Source organism: Kitasatospora sp. NPDC048722, from assembly GCF_040650235.1.
GTDB lineage: Bacteria > Actinomycetota > Actinomycetes > Streptomycetales > Streptomycetaceae > Kitasatospora.
Map to the genome: position 1 here is coordinate 1 of NZ_JBEZGX010000084.1, position 18,508 is coordinate 18,508.

Consider the following 18,508-nt stretch of genomic DNA (forward strand, 5'->3'; position numbering starts at 1 on the left):
CGTCGGGGTGGGTGTAGAGGAACTCCTCGATCTCGCGCGGGTAGAGGTTCTCGCCGCCGCGGATGACCATGTCCTTGATGCGGCCGGTGATGGCGCCCCCGAGGGGATGCGGCCCGGCCGTTTCGGCGCTACGGGTGTGCTCAGCCGATCAGCGAGCGCAGCACGTACTGCAGGATGCCGCCGTTGCGGTAGTAGTCCGCCTCACCGGGGGTGTCGATGCGAACGACCGCGTCGAACTCCTTGTCACCTGCGACGACCTTGACGGTCGCCGGGGTGGTGCCCTCGTTGAGCTCGGTCACGCCGGTGATGGAGAAGGTCTCCTCGCCGGTCAGGCCGAGGGAGTCGGCGTTCTGGCCCTCCGGGAACTGCAGCGGCAGGACGCCCATGCCGATCAGGTTCGAGCGGTGGATGCGCTCGTACGACTCGGCGATGACGGCCTTGACGCCCAGGAGCGCGGTGCCCTTGGCGGCCCAGTCGCGGGACGAGCCGGAGCCGTACTCCTTGCCGGCCAGGACGACCAGCGGGGTGCCGGCGGCCTGGTAGTTCTGCGAGGCGTCGTAGATGAACGACACCGGGCCGTCGGCCTGGGTGAAGTCGCGGGTGTAGCCGCCCTCGGTGCCCGGCGCGATCTGGTTGCGCAGGCGGATGTTGGCGAAGGTGCCGCGGATCATGACCTCGTGGTTGCCGCGGCGCGAGCCGTAGCTGTTGAAGTCGCGCTTCTCGACGCCGTTGGCGGTCAGGTACTGCGCCGCCGGGGTGCCCGGCTTGATGTTGCCGGCCGGGGAGATGTGGTCGGTGGTGACCGAGTCGCCCAGCTTGGCCAGGACGCGGGCGCCGGCGATGTCGGTCACCGGGCTCGGGGTCTTGGCCATGCCCTCGAAGTACGGGGGCTTGCGGACGTAGGTGGACTCGGCGTCCCACTCGAAGGTGTTGCCGGTCGGGACCGGGAGCGACTGCCAGCGGTGGTCGCCGGCGAAGACGTCCTGGTAGCCCTTGTCGAACATGTCCTGGTCGATGGAGCCGGCGACGACCTCGGCGACCTCCTGCTCGGTCGGCCAGATGTCGGTCAGGAAGACGTCGTTGCCGTCGGCGTCCTGGCCCAGGGCGTCCTTGGTGATGTCGACGTTCATGTTGCCGGCGAGGGCGTAGGCGACCACCAGCGGCGGGGAGGCCAGGTAGTTCATCTTGACGTCGGGGTTGATCCGGCCCTCGAAGTTGCGGTTGCCGGAGAGCACCGAGACGACGGCGAGGTCGGCCTCGTTGACGGCGGCCGAGACCTCCTCGGGCAGCGGGCCCGAGTTGCCGATGCAGGTGACGCAGCCGTAGCCGACCAGGTTGAAGCCCAGCTTCTCCATGTACGGGAGCAGGCCGGCCTTCTCGTAGTAGTCCATGACGACCTTGGAGCCGGGCGCCAGGGTGGTCTTGACCCAGGGCTTGACCGTCAGGCCCTTCTCCACGGCCTTCTTCGCCAGCAGGGCGGCGCCCAGCATGACGGAGGGGTTGGAGGTGTTGGTGCAGGAGGTGATCGAGGCGATCACGACCGCGCCGTTGTCGATCTCGTACTTCGAGCCGTCGGGGGCGGTGACGGTGGTCGGCTTGGAGGCCTCGGCCGAGTAGGCCGGCAGCGCCTCGGCGAACTTCTCGGCGGCCTCGGCCAGGATCACGCGGTCCTGCGGGCGCTTCGGGCCGGAGATCGACGGGACGACGGTGGAGACGTCCAGCTCCAGGTACTCGGAGTAGACCGGCTCGACCGACGGGTCGTGCCAGAGGCCCTGCTCCTTGGCGTACGCCTCGACCAGGGCGAGCTGCTGCTCGTCGCGGCCGGTGAGCTTCAGGTAGCTGATGGTCTCCGCGTCGATCGGGAAGATCGCGCAGGTGGAGCCGAACTCCGGCGACATGTTGCCGATGGTGGCGCGGTTGGCCAGCGGGATGGCGCCGATGCCGTCGCCGTAGAACTCGACGAACTTGCCGACCACACCGTGCTTGCGCAGCATCTCGGTGATGGTGAGGACCAGGTCGGTGGCGGTGGTGCCGGCCGGCAGCTGGCCGGTCAGCTTGAAGCCGACGACGCGCGGGATCAGCATGGAGACCGGCTGGCCCAGCATGGCGGCCTCGGCCTCGATGCCGCCGACGCCCCAGCCCAGCACGCCCAGGCCGTTGACCATGGTGGTGTGCGAGTCGGTGCCGACGCAGGTGTCCGGGTAGGCCTGGCCGTTGCGGACCATGACCGTGCGGGCCAGGTGCTCGATGTTCACCTGGTGGACGATGCCGGTGCCCGGCGGGACGACCTTGAACTCGTCGAACGCGGTCTGGCCCCAGCGCAGGAACTGGTAGCGCTCCTTGTTGCGGCCGTACTCGATCTCGACGTTCTGGACGAAGGCGTCCGGGGTGCCGAACTTGTCGGCGATGACCGAGTGGTCGATGACCAGCTCGGCCGGCGCCAGCGGGTTGATCTTGGCCGGGTCGCCGCCCAGCTCCTTGACGGCCTCGCGCATGGTGGCGAGGTCGACCACGCACGGCACACCGGTGAAGTCCTGCATGATCACGCGGGCCGGGGTGAACTGGATCTCCTGGCTCGGCTGGGCGGTGGCGTCCCAGTTGCCGAGCGCGCTGATGTGGGCGGCGGTGATGTTCGCGCCGTCCTCGGTGCGCAGCAGGTTCTCCAGCAGCACCTTGAGGCTGTAGGGCAGCCGCTCGGAACCCTCGACGGCGGAGAGCTTGAAGATCTCGTACGACTCGTCGCCCACCTGCAGCGAGCTGCGGGCGTCGAAGCTGTTCGCGGACACGACTGACTCCTTCTGGGTGCTTCACGCGATATCCGGCCACCACGGTGGTAAGGTCAGCCTTACTTAGGATGACCTTGCCGCCATCGCCGGCGAGCGCCTCTCGGCAAGTATCTTGATGTCGAGATATATGGTAAGGGGCAGTTATCTCGATGTCGAGATAAACCATAGTGCATGCCGCCGCGTTCACCACCGCAGGCATGCCCGGGTCGGGATCCGCCGGGTTCAGCGGCCGTCCGGGCCGCGCCGCCTGCGCTCCAGCCGGATCAGCCACACCGCTCCCGCCACCACCCCGCCGAGCAGCAGCAGGACCAGCAGCAGCCCACCTCCGACCACCGGCGCCGGGGCGACGTCGGCCAGCATCCTCGTCATGTCTTCTCCTCGATTCGCACGGAGGCACCCTCGTGGGCGGCCCCCAGGACCAGCATCAGCAGCACCGGGAACTCCAGGTAGGCGTGGTAGCTCGCCACCGCCGCGTACAGCGCGCGGCCCTGCGCGTAGTCGGCCGCGAACAGCACCGCCAGCACCCCGCCCGCCGCCGCCCCCAGCGCCCACGCACGCGCACCGCGCAGCGCCGGCACCCGGGCCTCGAAACCCTCGGCAGCCTCCGGCGCGTACCGCGGCAGGAACCACACCCACACCACGTAGTGCATCGTCTGCAGGAACGCGAACACCGCCAGGAAGCGCAGGCCGACGTGCGAGGCGAGCCACGCGGGCGGCGTGTAGGAGCTCTCCAGGCGGGCCGTCCAGCCGCCCGCCGTGCCCGTGGCGCCCGCCAGCGGGCCGTCCAGCAGCCCGCTCAACAGCAGGGCCGGCACCAGCAGCACCCACGTGAACTGCAGCGCCAGGAACAGCGCACGCCCCCGCGCCAGCCGCCGTGACCACTCCCACAGGAACAGCAGCGGCACCACGTTGTGCAGGTGCGCCAGCACCACGAAGTGGTACGCCGGGAACGACAGCGACCCGGCAGCGGCGACCGCCAGCACCGCCACGGCACCCGCCAGCAGCACCGGACGCGAGCGCAGCCCGTACCGACTCGCCGCCACCAGCAGCCCGTACGCCAGCACGATCTCCGCCGACCGGGCGTAGACGGACGGCGGCAGCAGCCGGCACACGACGATGCCGGTGACGAGGACGAGCAGCAGCCGCAGCAGCGGACCCGCCAGCACCACCGCGAAACGGCCCGCCACGTACCGCAGTTCCAGCACGTTGTGGAGCAGCCCGAAGGCCGCCAGCCCCAGCACCGCCAGCCCGGTCGGCGCCCGCAGCGCCAGCACCAGCGCCAGCGCGCCGGCCACCACGAAACCCGCCTGCGGCGCCGCGCCCAGCCGCAGCCCCGGCCCGGCCTCCGGCCAGGCCCCGCCGCGGGCCGCCTCCGCACCCGTGATCGCCACGCTCCCCCTCCCCATGGCACGATCCCCTGCCGTGCGCTATCCGGTGGCCCTGGCCCTCACCCTGCTGACCGAGACACCCGTCTACTCCGCCGCCCTGACCCTCGCCGGGTCCATCCGCCCGGGCCGGGCCGCGGCCGCCGCCGTGCTGGTCAACCTGGCGACGCACCCCGTGCTCTGGTGGACCCTCCGGCACTGGACCGGCGGGCCCGCCGCAGCGTACTGGACGGCCTTCGGCCTCAGCGAGGCGGCGGTCTGCGCCGTCGAGGCCCTCCTCCTCCGCCCGCTCACCGGCCTGAGCCCGCGCAACCCGCTCCCCTGGATCGCCTCCGGCACGGCCAACGCCACCTCCATGCTCGCGGGGCTGCTCGCCGCACCGTTCCTCGGCGGCTGACCGCGGTCCCGCGGCCCGGTTCCGCCGAGTGGGGGCCGGGCCGGTACGGTGGCCGGGAGTCGGTGACGTGCGGGAACGCCGGGGACGGGCAGGAGTCGGCTGATGATCGTGGTGGACGCGTCCGCGCTGGTGCTCGCGCTGGCCGACGAGGGGCCGCGCGGTGCCGCGGCCCGGGCCGAACTGGCGGCCGACGGCGAGTGGTTGGCACCCGAGCACGTCATCGTCGAGGTGATGCAGTCGCTGCGCGGCCTCTACCTGGCCAAGGAGCTCACCGCCGCACGGGTCGCCGAACTCACCGGCGAGCTGGCCGCGGTGGCGATCCGCAAGGTCGAGGTGGCGCCGCTGCTCGGCCGGATCTGGGAGCTCAAGGACAACCTCACCCCGGACGACGCCGCGTACGTCGCCGTCGCCGAGCGGTACGGGGCACCGCTGATCACCGCGGACCTGCGGCTCATGCGGGCCAGCGGGCCGCGCTGCGAGATCCGCGGCATCCGGCGCACACCGGAGTAGCCCGGGTGCCCCGGTCGGGGGTGTCCCGGGCGGCCCGGCGGCGTTGAGCACGGCGACCGTCACCCCGCCCGTGGAAGGCCCGCCGATGCCCCTCCCGTTCGCCTCAGCCCTGCTGCCGCTCGCGCTGCTCGCACCCGCCGTCGCACCGGTGTCCGTCATCGAGGCCGACTTCGACCCGGCCTCGGCCTTCGTCCCGCCCGCCGCCATCAGCTACGCCGACGACCTCGTGCCGTACGGCTCGCACGCCACCGTCGTCACCGACCGCTCGACGGCCGGGCGGACGGTGCTGACCCTGACCGTCACCGGACTCGCGCCCGGACACGAGTTCCCGGTGCACCTGCACACCGGCACCTGCGGGACCGTACCGGCCTCGTCCGGGCCGCACTACCAGAACGTCGTCGACCCGGTTCAGCCGTCCACCGACCCGGCCTACGCCAACGACCGCAACGAGCTGCGGCTCGTCCTGCGCACGGACGACCGGGGCGACGGCACCGCCACGGCCGCGGTGGACTGGCAGGCGCGGGCCGGCGAGGCCCGCTCGCTGGTGCTGCACGCGGGCACCCCGGCCGGCCCGCACGCGGCGGCCGACCGAGTGGGCTGCATCAAGCTGGACCGGTAGCCCGCCCGGCCCTCCTCAGGACCCGAGGGTGGCGACCAGGACCGCCTTGATGGTGTGCAGGCGGTTCTCCGCCTGGTCGAACACGACGGAGTGCGCCGACTCGAACAGCTCGTCGGTGCACTCCAGCTCGGTCATCCCGGTGGCCTCGTGCATCTGCCGCCCGACCTCGGTGCCGAGGTCGTGGAAGGCCGGCAGGCAGTGGAGGAACTTGACGTCCGGATTGCCGGTGGCCCGGACGGTGTCCATCGACACCTGGTACGGCCTGAGCAGCTCGATCCGCTCGGCCCAGACCTCCTTGGGCTCGCCCATCGAGACCCAGACGTCCGTGTAGAGGAAGTCGGCGCCGGCCACGCCCTCGGCCACGACCTCGGTGAGGGTGATCCGGGCGCCGGTGCCCTCGGCGAGCGCGTACGCCGTCTTCTGGACGTCCTCGGCCGGCCAGACCGCGCGCGGCGCGACGATCCGGACGTCCATGCCCAGCAGGGCGCCGGTGACCAGCAGCGAGTTGCCCATGTTGGAACGGGCGTCGCCGAGGTAGGCGAAGGCGATGCCGGCGAGCGGCTTGGCGGTGTGCTCGGTCATGGTGAGCACGTCGGCCAGCATCTGGGTCGGGTGCCACTCGTCGGTCAGACCGTTCCAGACCGGCACGCCCGCGTGCGCGGCGAGCTCCTCGACGACCTCCTGGCCGTGGCCGCGGTACTCGATGCCGTCGAACATCCGGCCCAGCACCCGCGCGGTGTCCTTGATGGACTCCTTGTGGCCGATCTGCGAACCGGACGGGTCCAGGTAGGTGGTGCTCGCGCCCTGGTCGTGCGCGGCGACCTCGAAGGCGCAGCGGGTCCGGGTGGAGGTCTTCTCGAAGATCAGCGCGATGTTCTTGCCGCGCAGCCGGGGCTGCTCCGTACCCGCGTACTTCGCCGCCTTGAGTTGGGCCGCGAGGTCCACCAGGAAGCGGAACTCCTGGGGAGTGAAGTCGAGCTCCTTGAGGAAGTGCCTGTTCCGGAGGTTGAAGGCCATGCCGGGCTCCTGGGGTGACGGGACGAACGGGAAAGCGGCAAGTGTATACGATGCCCGGAATTTATATGCAGAGTGGGGATGGGCGGGGCGGAACAGCCGAGGGGGAGCCCGGTCGGGCTCCCCCTCGATTCTCACCCCGGCTCTCACCCTGGCTCTCACCCCGGCACGGCGCTCCTACAGGCGCGGGTCGACCGGTTCGGACTCCAGGGCCAGGACGGCGAACACCGCCTCGTGCACCCGCCACAGCGGCTCGCCCGCCGCCAGCCGGTCCAGCGCCTCCAGGCCCAGCGCGTACTCGCGCAGCGCCAGCGAGCGCTTGTGGCCGAGGGCACGCTCGCGCAGCCGGTCCAGGTGCTCCGTGTAGTCCGGACCGTAGATGATGCGCAGGTACTCCCGGCCGCGCACCTTGACGCCGGGCTGGACCAGTCCGCCCGGACGGCCCTCGGCGCGCTCCGTGCGCACCAGCGAGCCCAGTGGCTTCACCACCATGCCCTCGCCGCCGGCCCCGGTCAGCTCCTCCCACCACGCGACGCCCGCGGCCACGGACGCCTCGTCGGCGGTGTCCACCACGAGCCGGCCGGTGCGGTGCAGCAGCGGCGCGGCCGGACCGTCCGCGGGCGTGGCCGCGCCCGCGTCGGCGTCGGCGTCGGCGTCGGCGCCCGCGTCGGCGTCCGCGTCGACCAGGCGGTCGATCCAGGCGAGGTGCTCGTCGTGCGGGCGCACCGCGAGGTTCGCCCCCTCGGCGGCCAGCACCTGGAACGGCGCGAGCCGGACGCCGGACAGCCCCTCGGTCGGCCAGCAGTAGCGCCGGTACGCCTCGGTGAACGCCTCCGCGTCGGCGGCGCGCTGCCGCTGCCGGGCCGTCAGCGCCCCGACGTCCAGGCCGCGCCCGGCCGCCCGCTCCAGCGCCGACAGCACCACCGGCAGGGCGGCGCCCGCCGCCGCGCCCACCGCCGCGTACTGGCGGCGCAGCAGTTCGACGGCCTTCAGCGACCACGGCATCAGCTCGGCGTCGAACAGCAGCCAGCCGGTGCCCAGCTCCTCGAACAGCCCGGCCCGCTCGGCGGCGGCCCGCACCCGGCCCAGCACCGCGGCCGTCAAGGCGTCGTCGCTGAGGAACGCGCGGCCCGTCCTGGTCCAGATCGCACCGGGGCCGGCCACGCCGAAGCGCTTCTCCAGCGCCGCGTCGTCCCGGGCCACCAGCACCACGGCGCGCGAACCCATGTGCTTCTCCTCGCACACGACCTGCCGGACGCCGTCCGCGCGGAAGGCGGCGAACGCCTCGTCGGGGTGCTCCAGGAAGCCGTCCCGGCGGGAGGTGGCCGTCGGGGCCATCGTCGGCGGCAGGTAGGCGAGCAGCCGCGGATCCAGCGCGAAGCGGCTCATCACCTCCAGCGCCGCCGCCGCGTTCTCCTCCCGGACGGCGACCCGTCCGTGCAGCCCGGTCTCGACGATCCGCCGGCCCGCCACGTCGGCGAGGTCCAGCGGGCGGCCCTCCCGCGCGCCCGGCGCGTCGGTGAGCACGGGACGCACCGGCGCGTACCACTCGCGCTCGGCCGCCACGCTCACCAGCTCGCGCTCCGGGTAGCGCAGCGCCGTCAGGCTGCCGCCGAACACGCAGCCGGTGTCCAGGCAGACGGTGTTGTTGACGAAGCCGGCCGTCGGCACCGGCGTGTGGCCGTAGACCACCAGTGCCCGGCCCCGGTACTCCTCCGCCCACGGGTAGCGCACCGGCAGGCCGTACTCGTCGGTCTCCCCGGTCGTCTCCCCGTACAACGCGTGCGAGCGCACCCGGCCGGAGGCCCGGCCGTGGTACTTCTCCGGCAGACCGGCGTGGCACACCACCAGCGCGCCGCCGTCCAGCAGGTAGTGGCTGACCAGGCCGCGCATGAACGCGCGCACCTCGGCCCTGAACTCCTCGCTCTCGCCCGCCAGCTGGTCCAGCGACTCCTGGAGGCCGTGCGAGACGGTGACCTTCCTGCCGTCCATCGCGCGGCCCAGCTTGTTCTCGTGGTTGCCCGGCACGCACAGCGCGTGGCCGGCCGCCACCATGCCCATCACCAGGCGCAGCACGCCGGGGGTGTCCGGGCCGCGGTCGACCAGGTCGCCGACGAAGACGGCGGTGCGGCCGGCCGGGTGCGCGGCGTCCACCGGGCGCCCCTCGGCGTCCCGGGTGAGGACGTAGCCGAGGCGGGTCAGCAGGGTCTCCAGCTCGGAGCGGCAGCCGTGGATGTCCCCGACGACGTCGAACGGGCCGGTGAGGTGGCGCAGGTCGTTGTAGCGCTTCTCCAGCTCGATCCCGGCCGCCGCCACCTCCGCCTCACCGCGCAGGATGTGCACCTTGCGGAAGCCCTCGCGCTCCAACCCCCGCAGGGAGCGCCGCAGTTCGCGGTTCTGGCGGGGGATGACATGGGGCGGCAGCTGGCGGTCCGGGCGGGTGCGGTTGCGCTCCGCGCAGACGCCGGGCGGGACGTCCAGGACGATCGCGATCGGCAGCACGTCGTGGTCGCGCGCGATCTTCACCAGCTGCCGGCGCGCCTCGGGCTGGACGTTGGTCGCGTCCACGACCGTGAGACGGCCGGCGGCGAGGCGCTTGCCGACGATGTAGTGCAGGACGTCGAAGGCCTCGGCGGAGGCCGACTGGTCGTTCTCGTCGTCCGCGACCAGGCCCCGGCAGAAGTCGGACGAGACGACCTGGGTGGGCAGGAAGTGGCGGCGGGCGAAGGTGGACTTGCCCGAGCCGCTGGTGCCGATCAGGACGACGAGGGAGACGTCGGTGACGGGGAGGCGGCGGGGGGCGACCGGGCCGGACGGTGCTTCGGGGGTCCGCGCCTCGTCGGAGGCCGGGGTTGCTTCGTCGGTCATCGGGGTTCGCCTCCTTCGGGCGTCGGGGTGGTGGTGTCGGTGGTGGTGTCGGTGGTGGTGTCGGTGGTGGTGTCGGTGGTGGTGTCGGTGGTGGTGTCGGTGGTGGTGTCGGTGGTGGCGGTGCGGAAGAGGGCCAGCTGGGTCGGCGGGCCGACCTCCGGATCCTCCGGACCGACCGGGCGCAGCTCGACGGTGTAGCCGTACGCCGAGGCCACCCGCTCCGCCCAGGCCCGGAACTCGGCCCGCGACCACTCGAAGCGGTGGTCCGCGTGCCGGACGGCGCCCGCCGGCAGGCTCTCCCAGCGCACGTTGTACTCCGCGTTCGGCGTGGTCACGACGACCGCGCCCGGACGGGCCGAGCCGAACACCGCGGACTCCAGCGCGGGCAGCCGGGGCAGGTCCAGGTGCTCGATCACCTCGCACAGCACCGCCGCGTCGAAGCCCTTCAGCCGCGCGTCCGTGTACGTCAGCGCGCCCTGCGCCAGCGTCACCCTGGCCGCCTGCCGCTCCGGCAGGCGCTCCAGGCGCAGCTTGCGGGCCGCCACCCGCAGCGCCCGGACGGACACGTCCACGCCGAGGATCCCGGTGAACCGGGCGTCCTTCAGCAGCGCGCCGATCAGCTCGCCCTGGCCGCAGCCGAGGTCGACGACCTTCGTCGCACCGGTCTCGCGCAGGGCCGCCAGGATCGCGGCGCGGCGCTGCTCGGCTAGGGACGGCTGCTTCCCGGGGGTCGCCGGGTCTTCGGAGCTCGCGGAGTGCTCGGGGCTCTCGTGGCTGTCGGGGCTGTCGGGGTTCTCGGGTGCGGGCGCGGTCTCGGCCGGGGTGCCCGGGATCTCCCGGGCGATCTCGTCGGGCTCGTCGGCGACCGCGTTGTCGATCTCCTCGACCTCGCGGTCGTCCGCCTCCGCGAGACGGGCCAGCTCCAGGCGCTCCATCGCCGCCCTGGTCAGCGACCAGCGCCGCGACAGGTAGCGGCGGGTGATCAGGGCCCGCTCGGGGTGATCGGCCAGCCAGCCCTCCCCCGCGACCAGCAGCTTGTCCACCTCGTCCGGGGCCACCCAGTAGTGCTTGGCACCGTCCAGCACCGGCAGCAGCACGTACAACTGCTGGAGCGCGTCGGACAGGCGCACGGACTCCGCGGCCAGCTCGATCCGCACGTACCTCGACTCGCCCCACTCCGGGAACGCCTCGTCCAGCGGGACCGGCACCGCCTCGACCCGCCAGCCCAGCGGCTCGAACAGCCGGGCCACCATCGCCGGGCCACCGCCCTCGCCCACTCCGTTCGCGGGCACCGCGGGTAGCGCGATGCGCAGCGGACGCACCAGCTCGGGCAGCTCCGGACGGGCCTGGCACTCGCCCTTCATCGCCGACCGGAACACCGTCCGCAGCGCCACCGCGAGCAGCGAGGACGCGGCATAGGGCCGGTCGTTGACGTACTGGGCGAGCGCGAAGTCGGGCGAGCCGCCGCGACCCTTGCCACGGCCCTTGCGGACCAGCGCGATCGGATCGACGTCCAGCAGCAGCGCCGCCGTGCAGAGCTCGTCCCCCGCCTCGGGGTAGAAGACGTGGGCCTCGCCGTGCGACGTCGTGAACCGCTGGACCTTGCCGGGATGCTTGTGCAGCAGGAACCCGAGATCCGTTGCCGGGCTCTCGGCGCTGCCGGTGGTGGAAATCGACATGAACACCTGCCCGAGTATTGTCGAGCGGTGATCCCCTCAGCACCAGGTTTTCCCAGCCCACGACCGGTCGGAGACGCCACGCGCCCGGCGTGTCCGGACGGTGGGCGTTTTCGGCGCCCGGCCCCCGCATTGGTTAACGTGCACGGTGTGACTGCTGAATCCACCACGCTCCCGAAGGGCGCCGTCGCCGCCGGTCTGGCCACCATCGCCGCCGACGGAACCGTCCTCGACACCTGGTTCCCCGCCCCCGCCCTGACCGCCGAGCCCGGCCCGGCCGGGACCGTCCGGCTCACCGCCGAGCAGGCCGAGGCCGAGCTCGGCGCCGGCGCCGCCGAGGCGCTGCGCGCCGACGCCCGGCGCGGCGTCGAGGTGGTCGCCGTGCGCACCACCATCGCCTCGCTGGACGAGAAGCCGCTCGACACGCACGACGTGTACCTGCGCCTGCACCTGCTCAGCCACCGCCTCGTCCAGCCGCACGGCCAGAACCTGGACGGCATCTTCGGCCTGCTCGCCAACGTCGCCTGGACCAGCATCGGCCCCGTCCCGGTCGACCGGGTCGAGGCGGCCCGCCTCGCCGTCCGCGCGCAGGGCGGCCAGCTCGCCGTGTACGGGATCGACAAGTTCCCGCGGATGACCGACTACGTCGCCCCGTCCGGCGTGCGCATCGCCCACGCCGACCGCGTGCGCCTCGGCGCGCACCTCGCCGCGGGCACCACCGTGATGCACGAGGGCTTCGTCAACTTCAACGCCGGCACCCTCGGCACCTCCATGGTCGAGGGCCGGATCAGCGCGGGCGTCGTCGTGGGCGACCACAGCGACATCGGCGGCGGCGCCTCGATCATGGGCACCCTGTCCGGCGGTGGCAAGCAGGTCGTCTCGGTCGGCGAGCGTTGCCTGCTCGGCGCCAACGCCGGCATCGGCATCTCGCTGGGCAGCGACTGCGTCGTCGAGGCCGGCCTCTACGTCACCGCCGGGACCCGGGTCACCACGCCCGACGGCAAGATCGCCAAGGCCGTCGAGCTGTCCGGCCAGGACAACCTCCTGTTCCGCCGCAACTCCCAGAGCGGCGCCGTCGAGGTCATCGCCCGCTCCGGCTCCTGGGGCGGCCTCAACGCCGACCTCCACGCCCACAACTGAGCCACCCGGCTCCCCTCAGTGCCCCGGCGCCGACTTCCGGCGCCGGGGCACTGTGCTGTGCTGTGCTGTCCTGTTTCCAGGCTTCGGGGATGGCGTTCTTCCGGGCCCGGGCGCCGCGTAGTCGGGGCGCCCGGGCCCGATTCTTGGTCTTCGATCTCTTCTCTGGGCCCCTCCCCCACCCCTCCCGCCCTCCCGCCCTCCGCCTGCCCACGCCCATGCCTCAGAGGGCTTGCTCTTCGCCTTGGCCCTCGGCCCTCGGCCCCTGAATCCCTGGCCCTTGGCCCCTGGCTGCTCGGCGCCGGTGCACCCGCGCCGAGCAGCCACCGCGCGCCTCCGTAGGTCGGCACGCGCCGCCTCGGTCCGCACCCACTGCCCTTTCCTCCCTTGCCCGCCCTCCTCCTAGCCCAGGGCTCCCTGAGGCGGCAACCCTCGTTTCACTCGGGAGGCTGACCTCCCCGCGTACATGGACCGCATCGGGTGGTGTGCGGTGACCCGGTGGCGGCGCGGGTCGTTGGACGCTGCGGCGGGAGCGTGCGCCCCGGTGGCAAGACAGCAGCCACCCCCGCCGCGCGGGCCGAGCCACCGTCGGCCGCTTCACGTCGCACTACCGATCCGAAGAGGTCCCGTCATGTCCGAACCCTGGTCCGAGACATCCGCCGCGCCGCAGTTCCCGACCGCCCCGGCGGAGCCGGTCGCCACTCCAAAGAGCCTGCTGGAGCAGATGCAGGAACTGCTCGCCTCCGTGACTGCGGACCTCGCCGAACTCCAGTCCTCCGGCGTCCGCGACGCCGGTACGGTCGGCTACCCCACCGGCACCGACACCTCCGGGGCACCGGTCGCCGCGCCGGGCACCCGGTAGTCCGGCGTTCCGTCCGTCGGCCCGCCCTCACCCGGCGGGCCGAGCCGGACCACCAGTAAGGGCGCGCCCCGGCCGGCCGGCTCGGCCTCCGCCGCTGCGAGGGACCGCCCCGCCGCCTGGCGGAGCCGCACCACGAGGTCCTTGCACTCCGCCACCGCGTCGACGGTGTCGATGCACGTCCAGTACACGTTCTCCGTCTCGGCCCCGCAGGCCAGCACCACCAGCGTCTCGCCGAGCTCCCGCAGCAGCCCGTCGAGTGCCCCCAACGTCTCTTCCAGGTCGCCGAGTTCGCCGAGCCGACCGGACCGTCCGCCGCTCAGCACGGCCGCCCTGACCACGGACCGGTCCAGGCAGCCCGAGGCGACCGTGCCCGCCTCGGAGAGCTGTCTGCCGAGTCCGGCCAGTTCCTCCTCGTCCAGCTCGGCCAGTCGGGCCCCCACCGCTTCGGTGAGCAGCGCCGCCCGCCGCGCCTCCGCCAGCACGTCGGGTACGTGCCTGGCCTCGACCAGCGCGTGCCGGGCCGTCTTGATCAGTCGCAGCGCCTCCATGGCCGCCTTCCCTTCCGCTCGCTTTCGCCGTCCGACCGCGGCCGCCGACGGGGCGGTGCGTGGTCACGGCGAAAGCGTGCGCCGAGAGGGGAAGGTGCGCATCGAGGCTTTTCAAAGCTGTGGAAAACCCCGGGGTTGTGGACAACTCCTGTCCCTCGCCGGGACTATTCGCGCACCTCGGGCTTGACGTAGGCGGCCGAACCCGGCACCGGGAAGCGCTCCTCGTTCCGCTCGATCTTGGCTGCGAGCGCCTCCAGCGGGTCCACCCCCACCGCCGTGCAGAACTGCACCAGGTACGCGAGGACGTCGGCCACCTCGTCCCGCACCCGGTGGGCGCGCTGCGGGTCGGACATCACCGCGGCGGCCTGCTCCGGCGTCAGCCACTGGAAGATCTCCAGCAGCTCGCCCGCCTCCACGATCAGCGCCGCCGCCAGGTTCTTCGGCGTGTGGAAGGGCTCCCACTTCCGCGCCGCCGCGAACTCCAGCAGCCGCTGCCGCAGGCTCTCCAACGTCGGTGCCGCAGAGCGGGCACCGGATTCCTCAGGTCGTTCGTTCACGCGTCCAGGTCTACCGCATCCCCGCCCGCCCCCGCCCCGCCACCGGCACCGTCAGCACCGTCAACGGTGGCAGCAGCCGCAGGAGCAGCCACCTCCCCCTCCCCGCGCCCGCACTGGGCCGGCACCCGTGCCGTCTCGGGCCGCAGCACGGTGTGCCCCGCGGCCGGGTCACGACGGCACTCGACCAGCGTGACCCCGCCCGCGGACCCCCCGGCCAGCGCCACCCGGGCCGCCGCCGGCTCCTGCAGCGCGGCCAGCACCCGCAACTGGTTGCGCCCCGACATCTCCCGCGCCAGCCGCAGCAGCGAGGCCGTCTGCTCGGTGGACAGTCCGGCCCCCAGGTCCCCCGCGAGCACCGTGAGCTGCCGGTGCGCCCACGGCACCTCGGCGGCCACGTCCAGGTCGAGCACCCCGGCGCCGGTGAGCAGCACGGCGGCGAACGCGAGGTGACGCAGCATCCCGTCGGAGGCCTGGTCGGCCCCGGTGCGTCCGAGGAGACCCTCGTCGAAGACGGCGAGGACGCCCCGGTCGGCGCCGGTTCCGCGGTGGGCGAGGTCGAGGCCGAGCAGCGGGTGCGGCGCGGCGGACTGGACGACCCGGAGGAGCTGGCCGTAGCGGCGCGGGCACTCGCCGGCGAGCCGGGCGATGACGGCGGAGATGTTGGCGGCGTTGCTGGTCAGGCGGGCCTGCGGGTCGGGGCGGCCCCAGCCGCGCATGAGGGCCGGCACGGGGTGGACGGGGAAGACCTCGCGCAGGGCGGTGAGCGCGTGCTCGGTGGCGGCGAGGACGGTGCGTTCGCCGGGCGAGGAGCCGGCGACCCGCAGCGGCAGCTGGGCGGTGATCATGGTTCCGCTGGGGAAGGGCGCCCGGATGTCGCCCTGGCGGGTGTCGTTGTGCCAGCAGACGTTGACGCGCCGGCCGCGCAGGTCCTGTTCGCCGGTCTCGACGAGGGTGCGCCCGTCGAGGCTGAGCGATTCGCGGGCGATCCGGACGGGTCCGTCGGTGCGGATGACGACGTCGAGCCGGATGCGGCCCGCCGGGGAGCGGACGGTGCAGCCGAGGATGATCGCGTCGCGCCCGTGCGGGACGCATCCGGCCAGGCCCCCGCGGACGGGCGTGGCGAGCTGGCCGGAGGCGCCGGGGATGCCGTCGAGGGAGTCCGCGATCTCTTCGCCGAGGGCGATGCGGGACAGGACGGCGAGCGCGTCGAGCGCGTTGGACTTGCCGACGCCGGCCGGTCCGTGCAGGACGGTGAGCGGTGCGAGCGGCAGTGCGGCGCGCCGGTAGGACTTGAAGGAGGTGAGCCGGAGCTCCTCGACGGTGGGGCGCGGTACGGGCGGCCGGTCGGGCGCCGGGGCGTCCGGTCGGGGGTGGGACGGCGAGGCGGTGCGGGTGGCGTCGCGGTTCACCCGTCGGACCCTAACTGCGGGTCAGGCGGCAGAAACGTGCCTGCGCGGCAGATTCATCCCATCGGGGAGCCGCGCGCACGGCCCGGGCATGGGAGGCGCACAGGGTGCGCACAACGAGGGCGCGCAGGAGAGCCCTCAGCGCCGGTGCACCACGCCCGTCCTCAACGCCGGTGCACCACGCCCGTCCTCAACGCCGGTACACCGCGACCGTCACCGACGCCGTCACCTCGACCGGCTCCGGCAGCCCGGCGAGCGCCGCGGCCAGGCGCTCCGGGTCGGTGTGCCAGGCGCTGGGCCCCATCCCGACCACCGTGCGCACGTCCTGCGGCCCGAGCCGCAGCGTGAACTCGACCTCCCGCCGCCCCTCGGGCGTCAGGTACGGACCGAGCTTCTCGTCGATCCGCCGCTGCTTCTCCTCGTCGACCGACAGCAGCCCGAGCGCGGCGACGAGTTCGCGCAGGTGCCGCGGGGTCGGCGAGACCAGCAGCAGGGTGCCGCCGGGGCGCAGCACGCGGCGGATCTCCGGCCCGTTGCGCGGCGCGAACACGTTGAGCACCAGCCCGGCGGACCCGTCGAGCAGCGGCAGCGGGCGCCAGGCGTCGCAGACGACCGCGCCGATCCGGGGGTGGGCCTTGGCGGCGCGGCGCAGCGCGTACTTGGAGATGTCGAGCGCGGCGCCCGGCCGGCCGGGCAGGGCGTCGAGGACGTGGGCGAGGTAGTGCCCGGTGCCGGCGCCGAGGTCGGCGACGAGGCCCTCGGGGTCGGCGGACGCGGCGGCTTCGGCGAGGGCGTCGGCGATGGGGCCGTAGTGGCCGGCGGCGAGGAAGTCGGCCCGGGCGGCGACCATGTCGGCGGTGTCGCCGGTGCCGGTGTGGGCGTCACCGGCGAGGAGGCTGACGTAGCCCTGCTTGGCGAGGTCGTAGCTGTGCCCGGCGGGGCAGCGCAGGCTGCGCTCGTGCCGGGCGAGGGGCTGCGCGCAGTGCGGGCAGGCCAGGTAGGGCTCGATGTCCTGCAGCAACGTTCCGTCTTCTCTCGCCGTGCGCCCCGAGGGCCGTCCCGGGCGTTCCCCGAGGTGCTCGGGGGTGCCAGCCTAACGACCGCGGCCGGCCGCGACGCGCAGGGCGAGGTCGGCCAGCGCCTCGGGGGCGCCCGCGCGGCCGCGGATGCCGGGGAAGGCGTTGACGTCGACGACGACGGGCTCGGCGGGCCCGTCGAGCAGGTCGACGCCGTACACGTCGAGGCCGAACGCCTCGCCGACGCGCAGCGCGAGGGCGGCCCGGTCGGCCGGCGGTTCCCACTCCACGGCGGGCCCGGCGCCGACGGCGGGCGGGGCGAGTTCGGAGCGCCGCCGGGCGGCGAAGACCCGGCCGTCGACGACCCACAGTTTCTGGTCCCAGCCGGTGCCGTCGAGGAAGGGCTGGGTGACGACGGCCTCGTCCGGCCAGCGCTCGGCGAGTTCGCACAGCCGGGCGGCGTCGTCGACCCGGGCGACGAGGTCACCGCGCCGGCTGTGCCGGCTCTTGACGACGAACGGGTAGGAGAAATCGACGAGTTGGCCTGGCGTCCCGGCGGAGCGCGTCTCGGCGAAGGGCAGCCCTGCCGCCAGCGCGAGTTCGGCCATCCGCACCCGGTCCTGACAAAGCTCGGTCGCCGCGGCCGAGTTGACCACCGGCACACCGCGCGACTCCAACTCCCGGGCGAGCGCGAGCGCTTGATCCGTTCGGGCCTTCAGCAGGCAGACGTCACCGACCCATGCCTCCCCCGGCCCGACGACCTCCACCCGGTGCCCCCGCCCGCGCAGCACCGCCGCCGTGGCCGCCAGCACCGGGTGCCCCGGGTCCGCCGTGATCAGCCCGACCCTCACAGCGTGCCCCCGCCCGCCGTCACCAGCGCCGGAGCCGGCACCGACACGGCCGTTCCGCCCCGCGCGAGCCGCAGCACGGCCCGTCCGACCCGGGCGACGGCGTCCGGCACCTGCCGGAAGCTCGGGAAGTCGTTGACGTCGACGACGACCGGCCCGTCCGGCCCGAGCAGCACGTCGACGCCGTACAGGTCGAGCCCGAACACCTCTCCCACCTGCGCCGCGATCCGCGCGACCTCGCCCGTCAGCGGCACCCGCCGCTCGCGCACCCCCTGCCCGGGGTGCAGCGGTGAGCAGCGCTCGGTGGCGTGGAGCTCGCCGTCGACGCAGTAGATCTTGAGGTCCACTCCGGAGTTGGGCACGTACGGCTGCGCGATCAGCAGCCCCTCCCCCGCGAGGGAGGGGCCGAGCGCGAGCAGGTGGTCGGGGGTGCGGACGAGCCGTACGGCGCGTCCGGAGCTGCCGTCGGCCGGCTTGACGACGAGCGGGTACTCGGCCGCGGGGATCTCGGCGAGCCGTTCCCACCGGGCGGCGGCGTACGTGACGGGCACGGGCAGGCCGCGGGTGCGGGCGATGACGGAGGCGAGCGCCTTGTCGCGCACGCCGCGGATCGAGCGGACGTCGTTGACGGTGGTGAGCCCGACGGCCGCGGCCGCGTCGAGGAGGGTGAGGCCGGGCCCGCCGGAGACGGTCTTGAGCACCCATGCGTCGTGGGTGCCGGCCCGCACCGCCTCGGAGATCGCGAGCAGCGAGTCACCGGGGCGCAGCACGTCCACCCGGTGCCCCCACGCGGTGAGTTGGCGTGCGACGTCGAGCGGCATGCCGTCGTGCCGGTAGTGCTCCTCCACCAGAAAGCAGAGCCTCATCGGCCTGTCTTCC

17 protein-coding genes are annotated in these 18,508 nt (G+C 73.6%); 5 read left to right on the top strand and 12 right to left on the bottom strand.

All coding sequences use genetic code 11. From position 1 onward, the window contains the following. Positions 1-140: 140 nt before the first annotated feature. The 3 genes from acnA to AB0C76_RS37610 form a co-directional block, all read right to left on the bottom strand. The gene (gene acnA / locus AB0C76_RS37600) at positions 141-2,786 is read right to left on the bottom strand and encodes an aconitate hydratase AcnA (protein WP_359974387.1); all 2,646 of its coding nucleotides are present in this window, start codon (positions 2,784-2,786) and stop codon (positions 141-143) included. Between the two features lie 222 nt (positions 2,787-3,008). Next, positions 3,009-3,155 (bottom strand): hypothetical protein, encoded by a 147-nt coding sequence (locus AB0C76_RS37605; protein WP_359974389.1) that lies wholly within the window; start codon positions 3,153-3,155, stop codon positions 3,009-3,011. After that, entirely contained in the window at positions 3,152-4,177 is a 1,026-nt protein-coding gene (locus AB0C76_RS37610) for a hypothetical protein (protein WP_359974391.1), read from the bottom strand. Before AB0C76_RS37610 ends, AB0C76_RS37605 begins: the two co-directional genes overlap by 4 nt. Positions 4,178-4,190: 13 nt before the next feature. On the opposite strand from AB0C76_RS37610, the gene AB0C76_RS37615 reads away from it, so the two are divergent. The 3 genes from AB0C76_RS37615 (at position 4,191) to AB0C76_RS37625 (ending at position 5,697) form a co-directional block, all read left to right on the top strand. Beyond that, a complete protein-coding gene (locus tag AB0C76_RS37615; protein WP_359974393.1) occupies positions 4,191-4,568 on the top strand; it encodes a hypothetical protein in 378 nt (125 codons plus the stop codon). A gap of 102 nt (positions 4,569-4,670) precedes the next feature. Further along, entirely contained in the window at positions 4,671-5,078 is a 408-nt protein-coding gene (locus AB0C76_RS37620; protein ID WP_359974395.1) for a type II toxin-antitoxin system VapC family toxin, read from the top strand. 85 nt (positions 5,079-5,163) lie between these two features. Next, positions 5,164-5,697 carry a superoxide dismutase family protein gene (locus AB0C76_RS37625; RefSeq protein WP_359974397.1) on the top strand — a complete coding sequence of 178 codons (534 nt, stop codon included), beginning with the start codon at positions 5,164-5,166 and terminating at the stop codon, positions 5,695-5,697. Between the two features lie 15 nt (positions 5,698-5,712). On the opposite strand, the gene argF is transcribed toward AB0C76_RS37625, so the two are convergent. The 3 genes from argF to AB0C76_RS37640 all read right to left on the bottom strand — a co-directional run bounded on the left by argF (position 5,713) and on the right by AB0C76_RS37640 (position 11,264). Continuing rightward, a complete protein-coding gene (argF, locus tag AB0C76_RS37630; protein WP_359974399.1) occupies positions 5,713-6,714 on the bottom strand; it encodes an ornithine carbamoyltransferase in 1,002 nt (333 codons plus the stop codon). Positions 6,715-6,888: 174 nt separating this feature from the next. After that, positions 6,889-9,579 (bottom strand): polynucleotide kinase-phosphatase, encoded by a 2,691-nt coding sequence (locus AB0C76_RS37635; protein ID WP_359974400.1) that lies wholly within the window; start codon positions 9,577-9,579, stop codon positions 6,889-6,891. Beyond that, entirely contained in the window at positions 9,576-11,264 is a 1,689-nt protein-coding gene (locus tag AB0C76_RS37640) for a 3' terminal RNA ribose 2'-O-methyltransferase Hen1 (protein ID WP_359974402.1), read from the bottom strand. Before AB0C76_RS37640 ends, AB0C76_RS37635 begins: the two co-directional genes overlap by 4 nt. 141 nt (positions 11,265-11,405) lie before the next feature. Here AB0C76_RS37640 and dapD point away from each other — a divergent pair, with 141 nt between their 5' ends. Together dapD and AB0C76_RS37650 are read left to right on the top strand one after the other, a co-directional pair. Beyond that, positions 11,406-12,395 (top strand): 2,3,4,5-tetrahydropyridine-2,6-dicarboxylate N-succinyltransferase, encoded by a 990-nt coding sequence (gene dapD / locus AB0C76_RS37645; protein ID WP_359974404.1) that lies wholly within the window; start codon positions 11,406-11,408, stop codon positions 12,393-12,395. A 628-nt stretch (positions 12,396-13,023) separates the two neighbouring features. Next, positions 13,024-13,254, top strand: coding sequence for a hypothetical protein (locus tag AB0C76_RS37650; RefSeq protein WP_359974406.1), 231 nt, complete (start codon positions 13,024-13,026; stop codon positions 13,252-13,254). Here AB0C76_RS37650 and AB0C76_RS37655 read toward each other — a convergent pair. The 6 genes from AB0C76_RS37655 to AB0C76_RS37680 form a co-directional block, all read right to left on the bottom strand. Continuing rightward, entirely contained in the window at positions 13,197-13,802 is a 606-nt protein-coding gene (locus AB0C76_RS37655) for a DUF6099 family protein (protein ID WP_359974408.1), read from the bottom strand. The genes AB0C76_RS37650 and AB0C76_RS37655 overlap by 58 nt on opposite strands. Before the next feature lie 164 nt (positions 13,803-13,966). Then, positions 13,967-14,359, bottom strand: a complete 393-nt coding sequence (locus AB0C76_RS37660; protein WP_359974409.1) for a nucleotide pyrophosphohydrolase — start codon at positions 14,357-14,359, stop codon at positions 13,967-13,969. Further along, positions 14,356-15,768 carry an ATP-binding protein gene (locus tag AB0C76_RS37665; protein WP_359974411.1) on the bottom strand — a complete coding sequence of 471 codons (1,413 nt, stop codon included), beginning with the start codon at positions 15,766-15,768 and terminating at the stop codon, positions 14,356-14,358. Before AB0C76_RS37665 ends, AB0C76_RS37660 begins: the two co-directional genes overlap by 4 nt. 187 nt (positions 15,769-15,955) lie before the next feature. Beyond that, entirely contained in the window at positions 15,956-16,786 is an 831-nt protein-coding gene (locus AB0C76_RS37670; RefSeq protein ID WP_359974413.1) for a putative RNA methyltransferase, read from the bottom strand. A gap of 72 nt (positions 16,787-16,858) precedes the next feature. Beyond that, positions 16,859-17,632: an alpha-L-glutamate ligase gene (locus AB0C76_RS37675; RefSeq protein WP_359974415.1), complete on the bottom strand. Its 774-nt coding sequence runs from the start codon at positions 17,630-17,632 to the stop codon at positions 16,859-16,861. Further along, complete coding sequence (locus AB0C76_RS37680) at positions 17,629-18,495, bottom strand: ATP-grasp domain-containing protein (RefSeq protein ID WP_359974417.1); 867 nt, start codon at positions 18,493-18,495, stop codon at positions 17,629-17,631. The genes AB0C76_RS37675 and AB0C76_RS37680 overlap by 4 nt, the downstream gene beginning before the upstream one ends. Positions 18,496-18,508 lie beyond the last annotated feature (13 nt).